Origin of the sequence: Streptomyces kurssanovii (assembly GCF_040677245.1) — a bacterium.
In the GTDB taxonomy this organism is placed as follows: domain Bacteria; phylum Actinomycetota; class Actinomycetes; order Streptomycetales; family Streptomycetaceae; genus Streptomyces; species Streptomyces kurssanovii.
The window spans coordinates 1-21332 of record NZ_JBFAQK010000017.1 but is presented as its reverse complement, the minus strand read 5'-3'; the positions used below and the strand labels follow the sequence as shown (position 1 = coordinate 21332).

General features: G+C 68.9%; 24 protein-coding genes, 1 tRNA gene and 1 riboswitch. Of the genes, 17 read left to right on the top strand and 8 right to left on the bottom strand.

Annotated features, from left to right (window positions below; genetic code table 11):
* Positions 1–114 precede the first annotated feature (114 nt).
* From AB0K36_RS14870 to AB0K36_RS14845, 6 genes are all read left to right on the top strand, one after another.
* Complete coding sequence (locus tag AB0K36_RS14870; RefSeq protein ID WP_364593362.1) at positions 115–1563, top strand: amino acid permease; 1449 nt, start codon at positions 115–117, stop codon at positions 1561–1563.
* An 80-nt stretch (positions 1564–1643) separates the two neighbouring features.
* On the top strand, positions 1644–2066 hold the full coding sequence (locus AB0K36_RS14865; RefSeq protein WP_005317009.1) for a M67 family metallopeptidase: 423 nt from the start codon (positions 1644–1646) through the stop codon (positions 2064–2066).
* 167 nt (positions 2067–2233) lie between these two features.
* Positions 2234–2365 carry a putative leader peptide gene (locus AB0K36_RS14860; protein WP_268247309.1) on the top strand — a complete coding sequence of 44 codons (132 nt, stop codon included), beginning with the start codon at positions 2234–2236 and terminating at the stop codon, positions 2363–2365.
* An 87-nt stretch (positions 2366–2452) separates the two neighbouring features.
* A complete protein-coding gene (locus AB0K36_RS14855) occupies positions 2453–2731 on the top strand; it encodes a MoaD/ThiS family protein (RefSeq protein ID WP_189467471.1) in 279 nt (92 codons plus the stop codon).
* A 6-nt stretch (positions 2732–2737) separates the two neighbouring features.
* Complete coding sequence (locus AB0K36_RS14850) at positions 2738–3688, top strand: PLP-dependent cysteine synthase family protein (protein WP_364593357.1); 951 nt, start codon at positions 2738–2740, stop codon at positions 3686–3688.
* A gap of 229 nt (positions 3689–3917) precedes the next feature.
* Complete coding sequence (locus AB0K36_RS14845) at positions 3918–4670, top strand: MBL fold metallo-hydrolase (protein WP_189467475.1); 753 nt, start codon at positions 3918–3920, stop codon at positions 4668–4670.
* Between the two features lie 97 nt (positions 4671–4767).
* On the opposite strand, the gene AB0K36_RS14840 is transcribed toward AB0K36_RS14845, so the two are convergent.
* Positions 4768–6036: a PTS transporter subunit EIIC gene (locus AB0K36_RS14840; RefSeq protein WP_364593354.1), complete on the bottom strand. Its 1269-nt coding sequence runs from the start codon at positions 6034–6036 to the stop codon at positions 4768–4770.
* Positions 6037–6289: 253 nt separating this feature from the next.
* A complete protein-coding gene (locus tag AB0K36_RS14835; protein ID WP_364593351.1) occupies positions 6290–7549 on the bottom strand; it encodes a PTS transporter subunit EIIC in 1260 nt (419 codons plus the stop codon).
* A gap of 183 nt (positions 7550–7732) precedes the next feature.
* Here AB0K36_RS14835 and AB0K36_RS14830 point away from each other — a divergent pair, with 183 nt between their 5' ends.
* From AB0K36_RS14830 to rdgB, 4 genes are all read left to right on the top strand, one after another.
* Complete coding sequence (locus AB0K36_RS14830; protein WP_268247311.1) at positions 7733–8020, top strand: PTS sugar transporter subunit IIB; 288 nt, start codon at positions 7733–7735, stop codon at positions 8018–8020.
* 83 nt (positions 8021–8103) lie between these two features.
* The gene (rph, locus tag AB0K36_RS14825) at positions 8104–8838 is read left to right on the top strand and encodes a ribonuclease PH (protein WP_364593348.1); all 735 of its coding nucleotides are present in this window, start codon (positions 8104–8106) and stop codon (positions 8836–8838) included.
* Between the two features lie 159 nt (positions 8839–8997).
* Positions 8998–9384, top strand: a complete 387-nt coding sequence (locus tag AB0K36_RS14820; protein ID WP_364593345.1) for a DUF8711 family protein — start codon at positions 8998–9000, stop codon at positions 9382–9384.
* A 16-nt stretch (positions 9385–9400) separates the two neighbouring features.
* The gene (gene rdgB, locus AB0K36_RS14815; protein ID WP_364593342.1) at positions 9401–10003 is read left to right on the top strand and encodes an RdgB/HAM1 family non-canonical purine NTP pyrophosphatase; all 603 of its coding nucleotides are present in this window, start codon (positions 9401–9403) and stop codon (positions 10001–10003) included.
* 52 nt (positions 10004–10055) lie between these two features.
* On the opposite strand, the gene AB0K36_RS14810 is transcribed toward rdgB, so the two are convergent.
* The 5 genes from AB0K36_RS14810 to bcp form a co-directional block, all read right to left on the bottom strand.
* Positions 10056–10139, bottom strand: a tRNA-Leu gene (locus AB0K36_RS14810).
* A 15-nt stretch (positions 10140–10154) separates the two neighbouring features.
* Entirely contained in the window at positions 10155–10847 is a 693-nt protein-coding gene (locus AB0K36_RS14805; protein WP_364593339.1) for an HNH endonuclease, read from the bottom strand.
* Complete coding sequence (locus tag AB0K36_RS14800) at positions 10844–11515, bottom strand: HNH endonuclease signature motif containing protein (RefSeq protein ID WP_364593336.1); 672 nt, start codon at positions 11513–11515, stop codon at positions 10844–10846. The genes AB0K36_RS14805 and AB0K36_RS14800 overlap by 4 nt, the downstream gene beginning before the upstream one ends.
* A 128-nt stretch (positions 11516–11643) precedes the next feature.
* A complete protein-coding gene (proP, locus tag AB0K36_RS14795) occupies positions 11644–13140 on the bottom strand; it encodes a glycine betaine/L-proline transporter ProP (protein ID WP_364593333.1) in 1497 nt (498 codons plus the stop codon).
* A 147-nt stretch (positions 13141–13287) separates the two neighbouring features.
* The gene (gene bcp, locus AB0K36_RS14790; protein ID WP_364593330.1) at positions 13288–13755 is read right to left on the bottom strand and encodes a thioredoxin-dependent thiol peroxidase; all 468 of its coding nucleotides are present in this window, start codon (positions 13753–13755) and stop codon (positions 13288–13290) included.
* Positions 13756–13881: 126 nt separating this feature from the next.
* On the opposite strand from bcp, the gene AB0K36_RS14785 reads away from it, so the two are divergent.
* The 3 genes from AB0K36_RS14785 to AB0K36_RS14775 all read left to right on the top strand — a co-directional run bounded on the left by AB0K36_RS14785 (position 13882) and on the right by AB0K36_RS14775 (position 15109).
* A complete protein-coding gene (locus tag AB0K36_RS14785; RefSeq protein ID WP_189467490.1) occupies positions 13882–14202 on the top strand; it encodes a DUF3618 domain-containing protein in 321 nt (106 codons plus the stop codon).
* 43 nt (positions 14203–14245) lie between these two features.
* On the top strand, positions 14246–14602 hold the full coding sequence (locus tag AB0K36_RS14780; RefSeq protein ID WP_005317038.1) for a GroES family chaperonin: 357 nt from the start codon (positions 14246–14248) through the stop codon (positions 14600–14602).
* Positions 14603–14683: 81 nt separating this feature from the next.
* Positions 14684–14747, top strand: a riboswitch (guanidine-III (ykkC-III) riboswitch).
* A 41-nt stretch (positions 14748–14788) separates the two neighbouring features.
* Positions 14789–15109 (top strand): DMT family transporter, encoded by a 321-nt coding sequence (locus tag AB0K36_RS14775; RefSeq protein ID WP_159691667.1) that lies wholly within the window; start codon positions 14789–14791, stop codon positions 15107–15109.
* Positions 15110–15173: 64 nt separating this feature from the next.
* Here the strand turns inward: AB0K36_RS14775 and AB0K36_RS14770 are convergent, their stop codons facing one another.
* Positions 15174–17795 (bottom strand): transglycosylase domain-containing protein, encoded by a 2622-nt coding sequence (locus AB0K36_RS14770; protein ID WP_364593325.1) that lies wholly within the window; start codon positions 17793–17795, stop codon positions 15174–15176.
* 143 nt (positions 17796–17938) lie between these two features.
* Here AB0K36_RS14770 and AB0K36_RS14765 point away from each other — a divergent pair, with 143 nt between their 5' ends.
* From AB0K36_RS14765 to AB0K36_RS14750, 4 genes are read left to right on the top strand one after another with little or no spacing between them, the layout of a single operon-like run.
* A complete protein-coding gene (locus AB0K36_RS14765) occupies positions 17939–18739 on the top strand; it encodes an ABC transporter permease (protein ID WP_364593322.1) in 801 nt (266 codons plus the stop codon).
* Positions 18732–19535 (top strand): ABC transporter permease, encoded by an 804-nt coding sequence (locus AB0K36_RS14760; protein WP_364593319.1) that lies wholly within the window; start codon positions 18732–18734, stop codon positions 19533–19535. Before AB0K36_RS14765 ends, AB0K36_RS14760 begins: the two co-directional genes overlap by 8 nt.
* A gap of 7 nt (positions 19536–19542) precedes the next feature.
* The gene (locus AB0K36_RS14755) at positions 19543–20511 is read left to right on the top strand and encodes an ABC transporter ATP-binding protein (protein WP_364593316.1); all 969 of its coding nucleotides are present in this window, start codon (positions 19543–19545) and stop codon (positions 20509–20511) included.
* 13 nt (positions 20512–20524) lie between these two features.
* Positions 20525–21232: a DUF1707 SHOCT-like domain-containing protein gene (locus AB0K36_RS14750; protein WP_364593314.1), complete on the top strand. Its 708-nt coding sequence runs from the start codon at positions 20525–20527 to the stop codon at positions 21230–21232.
* Positions 21233–21332 lie beyond the last annotated feature (100 nt).

The window sequence follows — 21332 nt, the reverse complement described above, 5'->3', positions numbered from 1 at the left end:
GCCCCGTCCGGCCGACCGCCGGAGGCACTCCATCCATATCCGGGGGGATCAGGACCTGATCCGCGGCCGCTCGACGCAGCGGGAGCGGATCGGCATGGAGAAAGGCGCATCACCATGACCTCGGTGCAGGTCGACAATCACACCGGCGACGAGGCCGGGGGCAACACGTCACAAGAGGGCTACGAGCGCGGACTCGGCAGCCGTCAGGTCCAGATGATCGCCATCGGCGGTGCCATCGGCGTGGGCCTGTTCATGGGAGCCGGCGCGAACATCGCCAAGGCCGGACCCAGCATCATCCTGATGTACGCCCTCGCGGGCGTCGTCATCTTCTTCATCATGCGAGCGCTCGGCGAGCTGCTCCTGTACCGGCCCGTCTCCGGCTCCTTCGCCGAGTACGCGCGGGAGTTCCTCGGCCCGTTCTTCGGCTATGTCACGGGCTGGACCTACTGGCTGATGTGGATCGTCACCGGCATGGCCGAGCTCACCGCGGCCGCCATCTACATCCACTTCTGGTTCCCGGAGATCCCGCAATGGGTCAGCGCGCTGGTCTTCCTGGTGGTGCTCTTCGGCGTCAACCTGATCTCGGTGAAGATCTTCGGCGAGGTCGAGTTCTGGTTCTCGATGGTCAAGGTCACCGCGATCATCGGCATGATCGTGATCGGTCTCGGTGTCCTCACCCTTGGCTTCTCCGACGCCGGTGACACCGCCTCCGTCTCCAACCTCTGGTCCTACGACGGGATCTTCCCCAACGGCATCGGCTCCAGCCTGATGACCTTGCAGGGCGTCATGTTCGCCTACCTCGCCGTCGAGCTCGTCGGCGTGACGGCCGGCGAGTCGGAGGACCCGGAGAAGACCCTCCCCAAGGCGATCAACACGCTGCCCTGGCGCATCATCATCTTCTACGTCGGCGCCCTGCTCGTGATCCTCTCCGTGGTCAAGTGGACAGAGTTCTCCGCCGGCCAGAGCCCCTTCGTGCACGCCTTCGAGAAGATCGGCATCCCGCTCGCCGCGGGCATCGTCAACTTCGTCGTGCTCACCGCGGCCCTGTCGTCCTGCAACTCCGGCATGTACTCCACCGGCCGGATGCTGCGCGACCTCGCCTCCAACGGCGAGGCCCCCAAGGCGCTCGGCAAGCTCAACAGCCGCCGCACGCCGGCGGTCGGCATCGCGCTCTCCGTCACCCTCATGGGCATCGGTGTGGTCCTCAACTACATCGTCCCGGAGAAGGCCTTCGGCTACGTGGTGTCCGTCGCCACCGCGGCCGGCATCTGGACCTGGATGATGATCCTCGTCAGCCACATCCGCTACCGCTCCGCGGTGGACGCCGGACGGCTGCGCGCCTCGTCCTTCCCGGCTCCGGGCGGCGCCGTCTTCAGCTGGGTCGCCCTGCTCTTCCTGATCGGCGTGACCGGCATGGTCGCCTTCGACGAGGCCGGCCGGATCTCCCTGTACGTCGCCGCCGTCTGGGCCCTGGGCCTCGCCGTCGGCTGGCAGGTGCTGAAGCGGAACAACCCGCGGATCGCCGAGCGGGCGCAGCGGGAGTACGCGGCGAAGTCCCACTGACGACCGCGCTGTCCACCGACCGTCTCACCTGATGGCCTCCGGATCTCGGATCCGGAGGCCGTCCGCCTATCCTGTGGCCCATGCTGACCATCACCCAGGCCCTCTTCGACCAGATCGTCGCCCACGCCCGCGAGGACCACCCGGACGAGGCCTGCGGCGTCGTCGCCGGACCGGAGGGCTCCGGCCGCCCCGAGCGCTTCATCCCGATGCTCAACGCGGCCCGTTCGCCCACGTTCTACGAGTTCGACTCGGGCGATCTGCTCAAGCTCTACCGCGAGCTGGACGACCGGGACGAGGAGCCCGTGATCATCTACCACTCGCACACCGCGACCGAGGCGTACCCCTCCCGCACCGACGTCAGCTACGCCAACGAGCCCGGCGCCCACTACGTCCTGGTCTCCACGGCGGACACCGACGACGCGGGGCCCTTCCAGTTCCGCTCGTTCCGCATCGTGGACGGCGAGATCACCGAAGAGGACGTGAAGGTCGTGGAGGCGTACTGAGCCGCCGCCGCGGGCGCCTGACGAGCAGGTCCCGCCACGCCGAGCACACCCGGCGCAGAGCGGGACGAACCCCCTCCGAACGCCCCAGGTCCGCATCCTGAGCGCATAACGTCCACCATGCGAGATCACACTCCGGGAGACGGCCCGGGAATCGATACGATGAGCGCATGGTTCCCCCTGACGTGAGCGACAAGACGCCGAGCACTCTGCTGCTCGTGGCGCGGCTGCACGTCGACCTGTGCCGCCTCGCCAGCGCGATGTGTACGGCCGCGCCCTGTCGTTCCCACGGCACAGCCTGACGGAACAGCGCACTCCAGCCACACCCCCTCGCGCGGGGGCCACAGCCGCGCGCCCCTACGCCACCTTCCACAACAGGAGCCCACGTCATGGCCATCGAGGTCCGCATCCCGACCATCCTCCGCACCTACACCGGCGGCGCCAAGGCCGTCGAGGGCAACGGGGACACCCTCGCCGAGCTCTTCGCCGACCTCGAGTCCCGCCACAACGGCATCCAGGAGCGCATCGTCGAGGGCGAGCAGCTGCGCCGCTTCGTGAACGTCTACCTGAATGACGAGGACGTCCGCTTCCTCGACGGCATCTCCACCAAGCTCGCCGACGGCGACAGCGTCACGATCCTGCCGGCCGTCGCCGGCGGCATGGTCTGATCGCTGATGCGATACGACTCCCCGCTCGCGGCCGTAGGCAACACGCCGCTGGTCCGGCTCCCGCGGCTGTCGCCCTCCGACGACGTCCGCATCTGGGCCAAGCTCGAGGACCGCAACCCCACCGGCTCGATCAAGGACCGCCCCGCGCTCCACATGGTCGAGCAGGCGGAGAAGGACGGCCGCCTCACCCCGGGCTGCACCATCCTCGAGCCCACCAGCGGCAACACCGGCATCTCGCTGGCGATGGCGGCCAAGCTCAAGGGCTACAGCATCGTCTGCGTCATGCCCGAGAACACCTCGCAGGAACGGCGTGACCTGCTGAAGATGTGGGGCGCCGAGATCATCCCGTCGCCCGCGGCCGGCGGCTCCAACACGGCCGTACGCGTGGCCAAGGAGCTCGCCGAGCAGAACCCGTCCTGGGTGATGCTCTACCAGTACGGAAACCCGGACAACGCCGGCGCCCACTACGCCACCACCGGCCCGGAGATCCTCGCCGACCTGCCGTCCGTCACGCACTTCGTCGCGGGCCTCGGCACCACGGGCACCCTCATGGGCGTCGGACGTTACCTGCGCGAGAACAAGCCCGACGTGAAGATCGTGGCCGCCGAACCGCGCTACGACGACCTCGTCTACGGCCTGCGCAACCTCGACGAGGGCTTCGTCCCCGAGCTGTACGACGCGTCCGTGCTGACCACCCGCTTCTCGGTCGGCTCGGCGGACGCGGTCACCCGCACCCGCGAACTCCTCCAGCAGGAGGGCATCTTCGCGGGCGTCTCCACCGGCGCCGCCCTGCACGCCGCGATCGGCGTCGGGAAGAAGGCCGTCAAGGCCGGAGAGCCCGCGGACATCGTGTTCGTGGTGGCCGACGGCGGATGGAAGTACCTGTCGACGGGCGTCTACACCGCGGAGACGACGGAGGCGGCGATCGAGACACTGCAGGGCCAGCTCTGGGCCTGACCCCGGTCATGATCGGCCAGAGGCGCGGAGGGCCGGACACCCGAAGACCGTGAGCGGTCACAACTTCATACGAACCAGGCGATGTCACCCCTCGTTCCCGACCCGGGACGGGGGGTGACGTTACCCACAACACGGGGCGGCTGAGGAGCGACCGGCCGTTTCGCGCCTTACGCTCGACGCACCGCACGACCTTCCCCCAGCCCTCCCCGTCAACGGAGGTTCCAGCTCCATGAAGCTCACCGTCGTCGGCTGCTCCGGGTCGTTCCCGTCCGCGGAATCGGCCTGCTCGAGCTACCTCGTAGAGGCCGACGGCTTCCGGCTGCTCCTCGACATGGGCAACGGCGCCCTCGGAGAGTTGCAGCGCCACTGTGGTCTCTACGATCTCGACGCCATCTTCCTCAGCCACCTTCACGCGGACCACTGCATCGACATGTGCGGGTACTTCGTGGCCCGCTACTACCGCCACGACGGCGGCCGCTGCGCCCCCATCCCGGTCCACGGACCAGAGGGCACCGAACAGCGTCTGACCACGGCCTACGCCGACACGCCTTCCGCCTCCTCCATGAGCGAGGTGTTCGACTTCCACACTTTGAAGCCGGGGCACTTCGAGATCGGCCCCTTCTCCGTCTTCACGGAGAGGCTGGCGCATCCCGTCGAGGCGTACGGAATCCGGCTGGAGCACGGCGGCAGGACGCTGACGTACTCGGGCGACACCGGTGTGTGCGACGCGCTCGACGACCTCGCCGCAGGCGCGGACCTCTTCCTGTGCGAGGCGTCCTTCACGCACGGCAAGGAGGACATCCCGGACCTCCACCTCAACGGCCGGGAGGCCGGGGCCTACGCCCGGCGCGCGAACGCGGGCCGGCTCGTCCTGACCCACATCCCGCCGTGGACGGACCCCGGGCAGACGCTGCGCGACGCCCGGGCCGTGTACGACGGCCCGACGGAGGTCGCGCGTCCCGGCGCGGTCTACGAGATCTGACGGCCGACCGGCCCGCCGGCCCCGGCCGCACAGGCAACGGCCAAGGCCCCTGCCCTCCCGACGGAGGACAGGGGCCTTGGCCGTGGTGACGCGAGGGCTACTTCGCCTCGGCCTTCTGCAGCTCTGCGAGCTCCTCGTCGGACTCGCGGCCCGGCGTGGGGAGGTTGAACTTGGTGATCGCGAAGCGGAACACCACGTAGTAGACCGCCGCGAAGCAGAGGCCGACCAGGGCCAGGCCCCACGGGTTGGACGCGATACCCAGGTTGAGCAGGAAGTCGATCGCGCCGGCGGAGAAGCCGAAGCCGTCCTTCATCCCGAGCGCCCAGGTCAGCGCCATGGAGACACCGGTCAGCACGGCGTGGATCGCGTACAGCACCGGCGCGATGAACATGAAGGTGAACTCGATCGGCTCGGTCACACCGGTGACGAACGAGGTCAGCGCGAGGGAGAACATCATGCCGCCGACGACCTTGCGGCGCTCGGGGCGGGCACAGTGCACGATCGCGAGGCAGGCCGCCGGGAGGGCGAACATCATGATCGGGAAGAAGCCGGTCATGAACTGTCCGGCCGTCGGGTCGCCGGCGAGGAAGCGCGCGATGTCGCCGCTCTTGCCCTCGTAGGAGCCGGCCTGGAGCCACGGGAACGAGTTCAGCAGGTGGTGCATGCCGACGGGGATCAGGGCCCGGTTGGCGACACCGAAGATGCCCGCGCCGACCGCGCCGGAACCGACCAGCCACTCACCGAGGTTGTGCAGACCGGCGCCGAGCCAGGGCCAGATCAGACCGAAGACGACACCGATGACCAGACCCGCGAAGGCGGAGAGGATCGGGACCAGGCGCCGGCCGCCGAAGAAGCCCGCCCAGTCGGGCAGCTTGGTGCGGTAGAAGCGCTGGTACAGCAGGGCGACGACGATGCCCATGACCACACCGCCGAGGACACCGGCGTTCACCGGGGCCTCGTTCATGACGATCTTGCCGTCCGCGACGGCGGCGACCTTCGGCAGGTTGCTGTCCGTGAACTGGGCCAGCACGCTCTTGAAGACCAGGTAGCCGGTCACGGCCGCGAGCGCGGTCGAACCGTCGGACTTCTTCGCGAAGCCGATGGCGATGCCGACGGCGAACAGCAGCGGCATGTTGTCGAGCAGAGCGCCACCACCGGCCGCCATGTAACCGGCGATCTTGGTGATGAACCCGGGGAACGACTCCTTGCCGAGCATGTCCGCCTGGCCGAAGCGCACCAGGAGCGCGGCGGCGGGCAGCACGGCGACGGGCAGCATCAGGCTGCGGCCGATGCGCTGCATGACAGCCATCACGCCTGCGCCCGTCTTCTTCTTGTCCGCCTCTGGGGCGGCGCTGGCCGTGGACATCAACTTCCTCCAGTGGGCAAGGCGCCGCCAGAGGACACAACTACGGGGGAGGGCGGCGTCTCAAAAAGGGGAATGCGGCCTGTGGTCTGGACCGCATGGTCTACACCATTGAGTGGTGTAGACCTGTTGTAGCACGGTGAGGGTTAGATAAGGAACCTGCGAATTTTCCGGACCCGATAACGATCCGGTCAATGCGTGCAAAAGACCTCCGGGACCCGAGGTCCCGGAGGCCTTCCCTGCCTGGTCGGCGGCTCTACTTGGTCGCTTCCCGGTCCAACTCCTCCTGGACCTCCTCCGGCTCCCGCCCAGGTGTAGGGATGTTGAACAAAGTGATCGCCAGCCGGAAGACGACGTAGTAGACCACCGCGAACCCGGCTCCGATCGGCAGGATCAGCCACGGCTTCGTATCCAGGTGCCAGTTGACGACGTAGTCGATCAGACCCGCGGAGAAGCTGAAGCCCGCGTGCACCCCCAGCGCCCAGGTGATCGCCATCGACGCCCCCGTCAGCAGGGCGTGCAGCCCGTACAGCAGCGGCGCCACGAACATGAAGGAGAACTCGATCGGCTCCGTCACACCCGTCACGAACGACGTCAGGCCGACCGAGAACATCAGGCCGGCCACGCGCTTGCGGTGCTCCGGGCGCGCGCAGTGGGTGATCGCCAGGGCGGCCGCGGGAAGCCCGAACATCATGATCGGGAAGAAGCCCGACATGAACAGACCCGCGTCGGGGTCCCCCGCGAAGAAGCGGGTCAGGTCCCCCTGCACCACCGCGTCGTCCTCGCCCTGGTACTCACCCGCCTGGAACCAGAAGAACGTGTTCAGGAACTGGTGCATGCCGATCGGGATCAGCAGCCGGTTCGCGACACCGAAGATGCCCGCGCCCCAGGCCCCGAGGTCGATCAGCCGCTTCGAGAACGCCGTCAGCGCGTCGCCGACCGGGTCCCACAGCAGGCCGAACAGCACACCCAGCACACAGCAGAGGAACGCCATGATGATCGGGACGAGCCGGCGCCCGTTGAAGAAGCCCAGCCAGTCCACCAGCCGGGTGCGGTGGTAGCGCTGCCAGATCACGGCCGTCAGCAGGCCGATCAGGATGCCGCCGAGCACGCCCGGATTCTGCGGCGTGCCGTCCGGCATCGCCTCCGTCACCGTGCCGTCGACCGGGAACGCCTTGAGGACGTTGAAGTAGACGAGGAAGCCCGCCACCGCCGCGAGAGCGGTCGAACCGTCGGCCTTCTTCGCGAAACCGATCGCGACGCCGATGCAGAACAGCAGGGGCAGGCCCAGGCTGCCGTCGAGGATGCCGCCCCCGCCCTTGATCAGGACCTCCGAGGTCCGCTCCCAGAACGGGCCGTCCAACGAGGCGCCGAACAGGTTGCCGAGGCTGACCAGCAGGCCCGCCGCGGGCAGCACCGCGACCGGCAGCTGCAGGCTGCGGCCGATCTTCTGCAGTCCCTGGAAGAGTCCGTTCCACCACTTCCGCCGCGGCGCTGCCGCGCTCTCGGTGCTCATCGGCGTCCTCCCGGAACAGGCCTGGTTTGGCTGCTGTTGCAGACTGGTGTAGACCAGTCGCGATACGGTCCTGGGGCCCGGTCGCGAGACAGGGCACCGGTGATCGTCATCTTTCGATACAAGACGGTTACTCGCCCGTGAAGATGGGCCAACCGTGCGTTACCGTGACAACCCGGACCTACGGTGGGCCGAGGCGGTGGGCCGGACGCTCAACGCTCCGAACGCAGGGAGAAAGACATGGCCAGCAAGGCTGAGAAGATCGTCGCCGGGCTCGGCGGCATCGACAACATCGAGGAGATCGAAGGCTGCATCACCCGCCTCCGTACCGAGGTCGCGGACCCCAGCCTTGTCGACGAAGCCGCCCTCAAGGCCGCCGGCGCCCACGGCGTCGTCAAGATGGGCACCGCCGTCCAGGTCGTCATCGGCACCGACGCCGACCCGATCGCCGCCGACATCGAAGACATGATGTGACCTGAGCGGACACCGACGCACGAGGGGCCTGATCCGGCCGAGCGGAACAGGCCCCTCACCCATCTGCCGATAGGCTCGGCGCCATGTCTCGAATCGACGGCCGCACCCCCGAACAGCTCCGCCCCGTCACCATCGAACGCGGATGGAGCAAGCACGCCGAGGGCTCCGTCCTCATCTCCTTCGGAGACACCAAGGTCTTCTGCACCGCCTCCTTCACCGAAGGCGTCCCCCGCTGGCGCAAGGGCAGCGGCGAAGGCTGGGTCACCTCCGAATACTCGATGCTCCCCCGCTCCACCAACACCCGCGGCGACCGCGAATCCGTACGCGGCAAGATCGGCGGCCGCACCCACGAGATCAGCCGCCTCATCGGCCGCTCCCTCCGCGCCGTCATCGACTACAAGGCACTCGGCGAGAACACCGTCGTCCTCGACTGCGACGTCCTCCAGGCCGACGGCGGAACCCGCACCGCCGCCATCACCGGCGCCTACGTGGCCCTCGCCGACGCCATCGCCTGGGCCCAGACCAAAAAGATCGTCAAGCCCGGCCGCAAGCCCCTCACCGGCACCGTCGCCGCCGTCAGCGTCGGCATCGTCGACGGCACCCCCCTCCTCGACCTCTGCTACGAGGAGGACGTCCGCGCCGAGACCGACATGAACGTCGTCTGCACCGGCGACGGCCGCTTCGTCGAGGTCCAGGGCACCGCGGAGGCCGAGCCCTTCGACCGCAAGGAGCTCAACGCACTCCTCGACCTCGCCACCGGAGGCTGCGCCGACCTCGCCGCCCTCCAGGCCGAGGCCCTCGGGCAGAACCCCCGATAACCGCCGGCGGCAGACACACTCCGTCCGCCGCCAAGAGCAGCCGACGGACAGAAACCGCCAGGTAAAGAAGCAACCAAGAAGCCCCCACGGGGCGTCGTATCCGATACGGGCGCACGGGCCGAACCGTGCGCCCGTCCGTATCCGGGGAGGACCGTCAGAATGTCTGCGCGCCGCCGCATCGCACTCACCATCGCCGCCGCTGCCCTCATCGTGCCCGCAGCCGCCGGCTGCAGCGCCCTCGACAAGGCACTCGACTGCGTCGAGACGGCCGACGCCATCGCCACCAGCGTCAACAAGCTCCAAGAGGCCGTCGCCAGCGCCACCGATGACCCCACCAAGGCCCGCGAGGCACTCGACGACATAGACCGCGAACTCGCCGGCCTCGGCGACAAGACCGACAACGCCGACCTCACCAAGGCCGTCGACGACCTCGGCACCGGCGTCGACAACGTCCGCAAGTCCATCGAGAACGGCGACGCCACCCCCGACATCACCCCCGTCACCGACGCGGCCACCGAGATCGGCAAGGTCTGCACCCCCGGGTGACCCCGATAATCGGGACATGACCCGACTGATCCTCGCCACACGCAACGCCGGAAAGATCACCGAACTCAAGGCCATCCTCGCCGACGCGGGCGTCACCCACGAACTCGTCGGCGCGGACGCCTACCCGGAGATCCCGGACGTCAAGGAGACCGGCGTCACCTTCGCCGAGAACGCCCTCCTCAAGGCGCACGCCCTCGCCAAGGCCACCGGCCTGCCCGCCGTCGCCGACGACTCCGGCCTCTGCGTCGACGTCCTCGGCGGCGCGCCCGGCATCTTCTCCGCGAGGTGGTCCGGCCGCCACGGCGACGATCAGGCGAACCTCGAACTGCTCCTCGCGCAACTCCTCGACATCGACACCCCCCACCGCGGCGCCCACTTCGCCTGCGCGGCCGCCCTCGCCCTCCCCGACGGCACGGAACGCGTCGTGGAAGGCCGCCTCCGCGGCACCCTCCGCCGCTCCCCGCACGGCACGAACGGCTTCGGCTACGACCCGATCCTCCAGCCGGAGGGCGACAGTCGTACCTGCGCGGAACTCACCCCGGACGAGAAGAACGCGATCAGCCACCGGGGCAAGGCGTTCCGGGCACTGGTGCCGGTGGTGAAGGAACTGCTGGGCTGAACTCAAGAGAAACGGCCTGCGAATCGATCCATCGATTCGCAGGCCGTTCACGTGCGGCGGAAGGGATTCGAACCCTCAAGCCCGGTCAGGGGCCACAGATCCTAAGTCTGCTGTGTCACCATTGCACCACCGCCGCTAGCTGCCTGTCATGCTACCGGGATGGGTCCGGGACTCGTGAAGGTGGCCCGTGATGAGTCGGGCGTCGGCCTCCGCCCCGACACCATGTGCCGGTGATCGCATGGCAGTTGGGACACAGCAGCCGAAGGTTCTCCCGTCTGTCGTCCCCGGGAACGCCGTTGATGTGATCGACCTCGAGCGTCATCGGCTTGCCACGCCAGACCGGTCCCGTGCCACAGCGGGCGCACCGTTCCGGAATTCCGATGTCCAGGAGTGCGCGGCGCAGAATGACCGTTCGGGTGCGACCGTTCTGTTCGCGCTTGACCAGGACCTCGTCGGCATGGAGGCGGGCGGTCGGGCCGGGCTTCCCACGTTGATGAGCCTGTCCCAGGAAGTGGTCAATGGAGATGCCCTCTTCCTTGATCCAACGGCGCAGCAGGGCGCGCTGGCCGCCATTGTCCCGTCGGCCCAGAAGACGTAGTGCCTCTGCGAGGGATATTGAGGAGCTGACCGCATGTCGCAACTCATCGGTGGCAGGGCGTGGTCGACGTTGCCGCGTCGAGAAGTGCGAGACATCGATCCCGAAGTGGGCGAAGCGCTTCATGAGGTATCGGTCGAGCTTCGCGTACGGTGACGTGCCGAGGAAGGCGATGACTTCGTCGATGTTGCTGCAGCGCAGTGCCGCATCGCTCAACAGCTCGCGGGTGTATGCCGTTCGTGAGGTCATCGTGGTTGCCTGTCGATCGTGTGCAATCTGCGTTTCCGCCCCCTGTATGTGTCGGTGGACGAGTGGCAGTTCGGGCAGAGCAGTCGAAGATTGTCCAGACAGTTGTTCCGCCAGTCCCCATCGATGTGGTCCACCTCGAGTGGCAGAGGACAGCCCTGCCAGGCTGCGTCCAGGCCGCACAGTGCACACGACTGCGCCACCCCCGACTCTGCCAGCGCACGCTTTAGCAACTGGTTCGATGTGCGCGTGGTGTCGTCCGTAGGCTTCCTGACCAGAATTTCGGCAGCGGACCGGCGGCGGCTGTTGGTTCGCATGCGCTCCGTGCGCGCCCGTGATTCGAAGTGCGATGTGTCGATGCCCAATGCCCGGATGCGGCGACTGATGTGGGTGTGCTGACCTCCCAGAACGTCAAGGCCGAGGTTGCGCAGCACCTGACACATGTTGGTCGACTCTCTGACAGCGGCATCGAGGAGTTCGCGGCTCCATCGATGCCCTTCGCGCTCGAAGTGCGATGTGGAGACACCAAGGCGGCGGAGTCGGTCACGCAAGTAAGCCCGGCGTGCCTTGTTCTTCGGATCCACCCCCAGTTTCTCCAGCGTCTCGCTCAGCGTCCGCGACGATTCCGCCGCCTCCGCGAGGCGTTGTCGTGTATACGGGCTAGCTGGCATCGTCCCCTCCGTCCCCGGCCGCGTGTTCGCGGTCTCGTACGGAGTAACGAACCGTTTATCGGACGGTTACTGCCGATAAACGGAACGGCCCGCCCCGGTTGCCGGGCGGGCCGGCCGTCGTGAAGCGGTCAGAACTTCGGCTCCGGGGCCGCCGCCAGGACCATGTCCGCGGCCTCCTCCTTTGTGCTCACCGACGGGGGCGAGCCCTCCAGGGGCTTCTGGGCGGTCTCCTTCATGCACGCCACCGCGATCACGCCGACCAGCGCCGCCGCCATCGAGTAGTAGGCCGGCATCAGGTTGCTGCCGGTGAGGCTGATCAGGGCCGTGATCACCAGGGGGGTGGTGCCGCCGAAGAGGGAGGCGGAGAGGTTGTAGCCGACGGAGAGGGAGCCGTACCTGACGTGGGTGGGGAACAGCGCCGGCAGGGCAGCGGACATGGTGCCGAGCAGGCAGACCAGGGACAGGCCCAGCATCAGCATGCCCGCGGAGATCGCCAGGATGCTCCCCTGGCCGATCAGCAGGAACGCGGGTGCCGACAGGAAGAGGAAGCCGAGCATGCCCGCCATGAGCAGGGGTTTGCGGCCGTAGCGGTCGTTCAGGCGGCCCACCTGGTTGATGATCGCCATGAGGCAGACCATGACGCCGATCAGGATGAGCAGGCCGTGCGTCTCGCTGTAGCCGAGCTCGTCGGACAGGTACGTCGGCATGTACGACAGCAGCATGTAGTCGGTGATGTTGTACGCGCCGACGAGGGCGATGCACAGGATCAGCGTCGGCCAGTACCTGCGGAAGATGTCGGCGAGGTCGCCCGTGGCCGTCGTCTCGACGGTCTCCGCCGTATCGGGGGCGTGCGCGGACTCCGCTTCGAGCCTCTGGAAGGCCGGGGTCTCGTCGAGCTTCAGTCGCAGGTAGACGCCGACGAGGCCCAGTGGCGCGGCGACGAGGAAGGGCAGCCGCCAGCCCCAGGCCTCCATGGCGTCGCTGCCGAGCCATGCGGTGAGGAGGGTGACCAGCCCGGCCGCGCCGACGTAGCCGGCGAGTGTGCCGAGTTCGAGGAAGCTGCCGAAGAAGCCGCGTCGTTTGTCGGGGGCGTATTCGGCGATGAAGGTGGACGCGCCGCCGTATTCGCCGCCGGTGGAGAAGCCTTGTACGAGGCGGAAGAGGATCAGCAGGGCGGGCGCCCAGAATCCGATGGTGGCGTACGAGGGGATCAGGCCGATGGCGCCGGTGCCGATCGCCATCATGATCATGGTCGCGGCCAGCACCTTCTTGCGGCCGATCTTGTCACCCAGCGGGCCGAAGACCATGCCGCCGAGCGGGCGAACGAGGAAGGCGACGGCGAAGGTCGCGAAGGAGGAGAGCAGCTGGACCGTGTCGTTCCCGGAGGGGAAGAAGACGTGGCCGATGGTGACGGCCAGGTAGCTGTAGATCCCGAAGTCGAACCACTCCATGGCGTTGCCGAGCGAGGCGGCTTTCACCGCGCGCCGTACTGCCGCTTCGTCGGTGACCGTGATGTCGGTCCGCCGGAGTCTGGGGTTCCTCCGCTGTTTGATCGTGCGGAAGAGTACGGGGTGTCGCTTGATCGCTGCGGGATCGGCCGTCGGTTCCTGGCCGCTTTCCGCCATGACCTGTTCCTTTCCTGGACTCCTCTTCCAAGAGAATCGTCTGCTTCCGCGCGCCAACCGCAAACCGAAGTCCCATGCGAATGGGACTTCGGTCACGCAGTGTGCGAACGGCCGGGAAGGGTGTGGAAAGGGGGGAGGGGGTGCGGCTCAGATGCCGAGGTCCTTGATGATTTTCGCGACATGCCCGGTGGCCTTGACGTTGTACAGGGCGCGCTCGACCTTGCCCTCCTCGTCGACGACGACCGTGGAGCGGATCACGCCGGTCACCGTCTTGCCGTAGAGCTTCTTCTCGCCGAATGCGCCGTATGCCTCAAGGACCTCCTTGGAGGGGTCGCCGACGAGCGTGACCTTGAGGTCCTCCTTCTCGCGGAACTTCGCCAGCTTCTCGGGCTTGTCCGGCGACACGCCGATGACGTCGTAGCCGGCTCCGGCCAGCAGTTCGAGGTTGTCCGTGAAGTCGCAGGCCTGCTTGGTGCAGCCGGGGGTGAGTGCGGCGGGGTAGAAGTACACGATCACCTTGCGGCCCTTGTGGTCCGCGAGCGAGACCTCGTTGCCGTCGGCGTCGGGAAGGGTGAAGGCGGGGGCGGTGTCGCCGGGCTGGAGTCGCTCGCTCATGGTTCTCCTCGGTGTGCTTCGGGGCGTACGGCGTCGAGCGTAATGGGGGTGCCGTCGGGTGCGGTGGCGGGTGAGCTGACAGACTGTCGACGAAGGACTACCGGACACGACCACGGAGGCAGCGCGGTGTCGGATGCCAGGACCCCTGCGCAGATCGAGGCGGACATCGTCCGCAGGCGCGAGCGGCTCGCCGAGACGCTCGACGAGATCGGTGTGCGTGTGCACCCCAAGACGGTCATCGGTGACGCGAAGGCCAAGGTCGCCTCGACGGTGGACCGGACGGCCGGGCGTGCTTTCGTCGCGGTGAACCGGTCCGTCTCGGACGTGAAGGCGCAGTTCGTGTCGGAGGACGGGTCGCCGAGGCTGGAGCGGCTGGTGCCGGTGGCGCTGGTGGCGGTCGGTCTGGTGGGTCTGCTCGCCGTGTCGGCGCGCAGGCGGCGTTTGTGACCCTGAGGCCCATGGGGGTGTCCGTGGCAGGTAGGTTCGTCGCGTGAGCGCCAAGAGCCATGAGCACAGCCCCCAGCACGACAAGCTGCCCATCCGGATGCTGCACGACCGTGTGCTGGTGAGGACCGACATCCCGGAGGGTGAGCGGCGTTCCACCGGCGGCATCGTCATCCCGGCGACCGCGGCGGTGGGCCGGCGTCTGTCCTGGGCCGAGGTGGTCGCGGTCGGGCAGAGCGTGCGGACGGTGGAGCCCGGGGACCGGGTGCTGTACGACCCGGAGGACCGGGCGGAGGTCGAGGTGCGGGGCGTCGCGTACGCGTTGATGCGGGAGCGGGATCTGCACGCGGTGGCGGCCGACCGTTTCCAGGGCTCGGAGGATTCGACGGGGCTGTATCTGTAGGGCCTGTACGCGGGCTTTCTCGAGGCGGCAGGCAGGGCCGGTGGCGGAGGTCACCGGCCCTTTCGTCTGCTCCGGGGGCGCGTTTTGCTACGTTGGAGGGACCCCGACGAGACGCGCCGTACCGGGTAGGAAAAGACGACGCACCCCGTTGTTGTTCGCGTTGTTCCGCGTCTCGGAGGTGCCGTCATGGCCTGGGTCCTGCTTGTTGTCGCCGGTCTGCTCGAGGTGGGCTGGTCGATCGGTATGAAGTTCACCGAGGGTTTCACCAGGCTGTGGCCGAGTGTGTTCACCGGTGCGGGGATCGTCGCGAGCATGCTGCTGCTGTCGTATGCGGCGAAGTCCCTGCCGATCGGCACGGCCTACGGCGTGTGGGTCGGGATCGGTGCGGCCGGTGCGGCCGTGGTCGGCATGCTGGTGCTGGACGAGCCGGTGACCGCCGCCCGGATCTTCTTCGTGTGTCTGCTGCTGGTGGCGGTGGTCGGTCTCAAGGCGACCTCGGGGCACTGAGCCGCTACGGGCTGCCGGGTGCTCCGAGGCCGCCGGGTTCCGTCGGGGCCGGTGGGTTCGGTGGTCAGTGGGGCCGGGCGGCCGGGCCGGTGGGGCCGGTCGGGGGCGTCGCCGGGGCGGGTGCGGCCGGTGTGAGGGGTGCGGCGGGGCTGCCGGCCCCGGTCGGTGTGCGGGGGGTCCGTCCGGACGGGCCCGCGGGGCCGGTGCCGGTTGCCTGGCCCGCGCCGGGCCGGCTGCCCGCGCCGCCGACTCCGTAGGGGCCTCCGTCGCGTCCGTTGCCGGCCTGCTCGCCGGGGTCGCGGGGCCGGTAGGGGTCCTCGGGGTTGCCGGACTCCTGGTTCTCGGGGTCCCGCTGTCCCGGCGGCGGTTCGTTCGAGCCGGGCGCGAGTCGCAGGTCGAAGCCCTGGACGGGGGTGCCTTCGAGGGCGGCGGCCGTGTACTGGCCCCAGATCTGGGCGGGGGCGCCGCCGCCGTTGATGCGTCCCATGCCCAGTGCCCCGTACAGCGGTGTCTGGGCGCCGGTCTTCGGGTTCTGGCCCATGACGGCGACGACGGTGGCCAGTTCGGGGGTGTAGCCGGCGAACCAGGCGGCCCGGTCCTCCTCCGCGGTGCCGGTCTTGCCGGCGGCGGGGCGGCCGGCGGACTGGGCGGCGGAGCCGGTGCCGCCGTCGACGACGCCGCGCAGGACGGCGGTGGTGGTGTCGGCGGCCTCGCGGCTGACGGCCTGTTCGGTGCTCGGTTCGGGGAGCGGCACTTCGGTGCCGTTCTTGGTGATGCTCTCGACGAGTGTGTGCTCGGTGTGTTCGCCGTGGTTGGCGAGGGTGGCGTACGCGCCCGCCATGTCGAGGACGCTGGCGGTGGCCGGGCCGAGGGCGATGGAGGGGGAGGGGCTGAGGTCGGGAGTGGTCTTGGGGATGCCGAGGGCGATGGCGGTGTCCATGACGCGGGAGGGGCCGACGTCGACCGCCATCTGCGCGAAGACGGCGTTGACGGATTCGTCGGCGGCTCTGCGGACGGGGATGGGACCGTAGGAGACGTCGTCCTCGTTCTCGGGGGCGTAGCGTGCGCCGGTCCAGCCCTGGACGGGGCGTTTGCTGTCGCCGACGTAGACGGTGTTGGGGTTGATGGGGTGGCCGTCCTGGGTGGTGGAGCGGTTCTCCACGGCGGCGGCGATGACGAACGGTTTGAAGGTGGAGCCGACCTGGTAGTCGCGGCGGGTGGCGTTGTTGACGAACTGTTTGGTGTAGTCGATGCCGCCGTACATGGCGACGACCTTGCCGGTGGCCGGTTCGACGGAGACGCCGCCGACGCGGACGTTGCGGTCGGCGTCGCGTTCGCTGTCGAGTTCCGAGATCACCTGCTCGTCGACGGCGGCGGAGAGTGCGTCCTGCTTGCCGCGCTGGAGTGTGGTGGTGATCCGGTGGCCGCCGGTGGCGAGCGTCTTCTCGTCGAGGATGCCGCGTGCCGCGAGGTACTCCTTCACGGCCTGGACGATGTAGCCGCCCTGGCCGGAGAGTCCGCTGACGGGCTTGGCCCGTTCCGGCATCGGGAAGGTCAGGTCCGCCCGGTCCTCGGAGCTGAGCCACTTCTCCTTCACCATGCCGCCGAGGACGTACTTCCACCGGGCGAGCGCCGCCTGCTTGTTCTCGGGGTAGGTGGCGACGTCGTAGGCGTTGGGCGCGTTGAGGAGGGAGGCGAGGTAGGCGCCCTGTGCGATGTCGACGTCCTGGACGTCCTTGCCGTAGTAGGCGTGGGCGGCGGCCTGGATGCCGTAGGCGTTGCGGCCGAAGTAGCTGGTGTTGAGGTAGCCCTCGAGGATCTCGTCCTTGCTCTGGTTGCGGCCGAGCTTGATCGCGATGAAGAACTCCTTCACCTTGCGGGTGATGGTCTGTTCCTGGCCGAGGTAGTAGTTCTTGACGTACTGCTGGGTGATGGTGGAGCCGGACTGTTTGCCCTTGCCGGTGACGGTGTTCCAGGCTGCGCGCACCATGGCCATCGGGTCGATGGCGGGCGCGCTGTAGAAGTCGCGGTCCTCGGCGGCGAGTACGGCGCGCCGGACGGGGAGGGGGATCTTGTCCAGGGAGACGTTCTCGCGGTTGACGTCGCCGTCGCGGGCGATGTGGGTGCCGTCCTCGTAGAGGTAGACGTTGGTCTGGGCGGTGGCCGCGGCGTTGGCGGGCGGGATGTCGACGAGCAGGTAGCCGGTGACGAGGCCGCCGATGACGAGCAGTGAGGCGAAGAGCAGGGCGCCGAGTGTGACGCGCCAGGTGGGGACGGCGCGACGCCAGCCGGTGCGCTTGGGGCGGGATGCGCGGCCCTTCTTCTTGCCGGTCTTCACCGCGGCGGTCGCGGTGGCCCCGGTGTGTGCCGTGTGCGTGGAGGGGACCGGCTCGTCGGGTTCCTCGTCGCCGTCGCCGTCGGGGTCCTCGTCCGTGGGCGCCGCTTTTTCCGTGGCGGGGGCCTCGTCGTCGGCGCCTTCCTGGGCGTCGCCGCTTTCCCCGTCGTCGGCGGCGCGTGGACCGTCGTCGGCGCGTGCCTCGTCCGCCTCGGGGGTGTCGTCCTCCCCGGGGGGCCGGTCCGTGTCGTCGGGGCCGGTCTCCGTGCCGGGCCGCTTGTCCGTGTCGGGCGGGTCGGCTGCCGTCGCGTCCCGGGGTGTCCAGCCCTGCTGCTGCGGCTCGTCGCTCATGGCACACATACTGCACTTTTTGTATCGATAACCCCCGTATCCGGGCGCTTTCGGCGTCGTAAATCCCCTCGCGATGGCCAGTCGCCCTGGGCTAGGGTCGTGCGCTTTGGTGCCTGGACGGACGCGTGGAGGGGGGAGCGGCTGTGCGGCTTTACGCGGTCGTCGCAGCGGGTGGGTTCCGGCGCTATGCGACGTATCGGGTGGCGACGGCGGCAGGGGTGTTCACCAACACCGTTTTCGGGTTCATCCTGGCGTACACCTATATCGCCCTGTGGGACGAGCGTCCGCAGCTCGGCGGGTACGACCAGTCGGAAGCGCTCACCTATGTGTGGCTGGGACAGGCGCTGCTGATGACCTGCGCCATGATGGGCGGCGGTTTCGAGGACGAGCTGATCGAGCGGATCCGTACCGGCGACATCGCCATCGACCTCTACCGCCCCGCCGACCTCCAACTCTGGTGGCTGGCGGGCGACCTGGGCCGGGCCGCCTTCCATCTGCTCGGACGGGGCATCGTGCCGATGGTGCTCGGCGCCCTGGCGTTCGACCTGGCACTGCCCGCGTCGCCATGGACCTGGGCGGCGTTCCTGCTGTCCGTGGCGCTCGGCGTGGTGGTGAGCTTCGCGGTGCGGTTCCTGGTGTCGCTGTCGGCGTTCTGGCTGATGGACGGCGCCGGTGTGATGCAGATGTGCTGGCTGGCGGGGCTGTTCTTCTCGGGGATGCTGCTGCCGCTGAGCCTCTTCCCGGGCCTGCTGGGCGAGGTGGCACGGGCACTGCCCTGGTCGTCGCTGCTCCAGGTGCCCGCGGACGTGTTCCTCGGCAAGCACACCGGGTGGGACCTGCTCCAGGTGTACGCCTTCCAGGGCGGCTGGGCGCTCGCGCTGCTCGCGGCCGGCCGGATGCTGCAGACCGTGGCGACCCGCCGGGTGGTGGTCCAGGGTGGCTGACGCGCTCAGGGCGTACGGGCTGATCGTGGCGATGTGGGTGCGCTCGACGATGGCCTACCGCGCGTCGTTCGCGATGACGACGCTCGGGAACTTCGCGGCCACCGCGTTCGACTTCGTCGCGATCCTGCTCATGTTCTCGCACGTCGACGCGCTGGGCGGCTACTCGCTGCCCGAGATCGCGTTCCTGTACGGAACCACCAGCACCGCCTTCGGCCTCGCCGACCTCGTGATGGGCTCGATGGACCGGCTCGGCCGGCGGGTGCGCGACGGCACCCTGGACACCCTGCTGGTACGCCCCGTGCCGGTCCTCGCGCAGGTCGCCGCCGACCGGTTCGCGCTGCGCCGGCTCGGCCGGGTGACACAGGGGCTGCTGGTGCTCGCGTACGCGCTGTGGACGCTCGACGTCGAGTGGACGGCGGCCAAGGCGGCGATGGTGCCGCTGATGCTGCTGTGCGGCGGGGCGATCTTCGCGTCGGTGTTCGTGGCGGGCGGCGCGTTCCAGTTCTTCGCGCAGGACGCGGCCGAGGTGCAGAGCTCCTTCACCTACGGCGGGAACACGCTGCTTCAGTACCCGCCGTCGATCTTCGCGAAGGACCTGGTGCGCGGAGTGACGTTCGTCGTGCCGCTGGCCTTCGTCAACTGGATGCCGTCGCTGTACGTGCTGGGCCGCGAGGACCCGCTCGGTCTGCCCGACTGGTTCGCCCTACTGCCGCCCTTCGTCGCCGCGGGCTGCCTCGGACTCGCCGGACTGGCCTGGCGGGTCGGGCTCCGTTCGTACCGCAGTACCGGAAGCTGAGGACACAGTGGATTTCATCGAACTCGACGGCGTCGAGAAGGTCTTCGACGTACGCCGCAAGGTCGGACGGCTGCGCCGGGAGAAGTACCAGGTGCGGGCGGTGGACGGGATCAGTTTCACCGTCCCGCGCGGCGAGATGGTCGGCTACATCGGACCGAACGGCGCCGGCAAGTCCACCACGATCAAGATGCTCACCGGCATCCTCACGCCCAGCGGCGGCCGGCTCCGGGTCGCGGGCATCGACCCGTCGCGGGAGCGGACCCGGCTGGCGCAGCGGATCGGGGTGGTCTTCGGCCAGCGCACCACGCTGTGGTGGGACCTGCCGCTGCGCGACTCGTACCGCCTCATGCACCGCATGTACCGCATCCCCGACGCCACCTTCCGGCAGAACCTGGACCGCTGCGTCGAACTGCTGGACCTGGCGGAGCTGTTGGACGTGCCGGTGCGTCAGCTCTCGCTGGGGCAGCGGATGCGGGGCGACATCGCCGCGGCGCTGCTGCACGACCCTGAAGTGCTGTACCTGGACGAGCCGACGATCGGCCTCGACGTGATCTCCAAGGCCAAGGTGCGGGGGTTCCTGCGGGACCTGAACGCGGAACGCGGCACGACGGTCCTGCTCACCACACACGATCTGACCGACATCGAGCAACTGTGCAAGCGGGTCATGGTCATCGACCACGGGCGGCTCATGTACGACGGACCTCTGGCCGGGTTGCACGAGGTGGGGGAGAGCGAGCGCACCCTGGTCGTGGACCTGGAGCGGGAACTGCCGCCGATCGAGATCGGGTCGGCGCGGACGCTGAAGGTCGAGGGGCCGCGGCAGTGGCTGGCCTTCCCGGCGTCCGTCTCGGCGGCGCCGCTGGTCGCGGCGCTGGCCGAACGGTATCCGCTGATGGACCTGTCGGTGCGGGAGCCGGACATCGAAGCGGTGATCGCGAAGATGTACGCGGAACGTTCTGCCGGACCGCTTGCTTGACTAGTCTGGCGGTATGACGAGCGAACTCCCTGAGATGCGTGCCTCCGATGCCGAGAGGGAGCGGGTCGCCGAGCGGTTGCGGGACGCCGTGGCCGAGGGCCGCCTCGACATGGAGGAGTTCGACCAGCGCCTGGACGCGGCCTACCGTGCGCGTACGCACGGCGAGCTGGAGCCGCTGGTACGGGACCTGCCGGCGCCGGGCACGCCGTCGGGCGCGGCGTCCACCACGACACCGGCGCGTGCCTCCTGGGCGGGGCGCGTCGGGGGGCCCGCGACGTCGAGCGGCGCGTTCTCGTTCTGGGGCGGCTTCTCCCGCCGGGGGACATGGACGGTCGGCCGCAGGTTCACGGCGTTCACGCTGATGGGCGGCGGCGAGCTGGACCTGCGGGAGGCCCGGTTCGAGGACCGCGAGACCGTGATCGACTGCGTCGCGGTCATGGGCGGCATCCAGGTCGTCGTCCCGCCCGGCCTGAACGTGGAGGTCAGGGGCATCGGCCTGATGGGCGGCTTCGACGAGCACGGCAGCGTCGAGGCGGACCCGGACCCGGGCGCACCCCGCGTGATCATCAGGGGACTGGCGCTGATGGGCGGCGTGGGCGTGGAGCGCAAGCTCACCCGGGCGGAGAAGCAGCGGCTCAAGGCGGAGCGGGCGGAGCGGGAACGCGAGCGGAAGCTCGGCAAGGGGGACGACGGGCGGAAGGAACTGGGCGGCGGGATGTGACGGGCGGGGGCGTCTCGCCTTTCCCCTCCCCGCCCCTTCCCGAACCGGGGGCTCCGCCCCCGGACCCCCGCGCCTCAAACGCCGGCGGGGCTGACAAAGT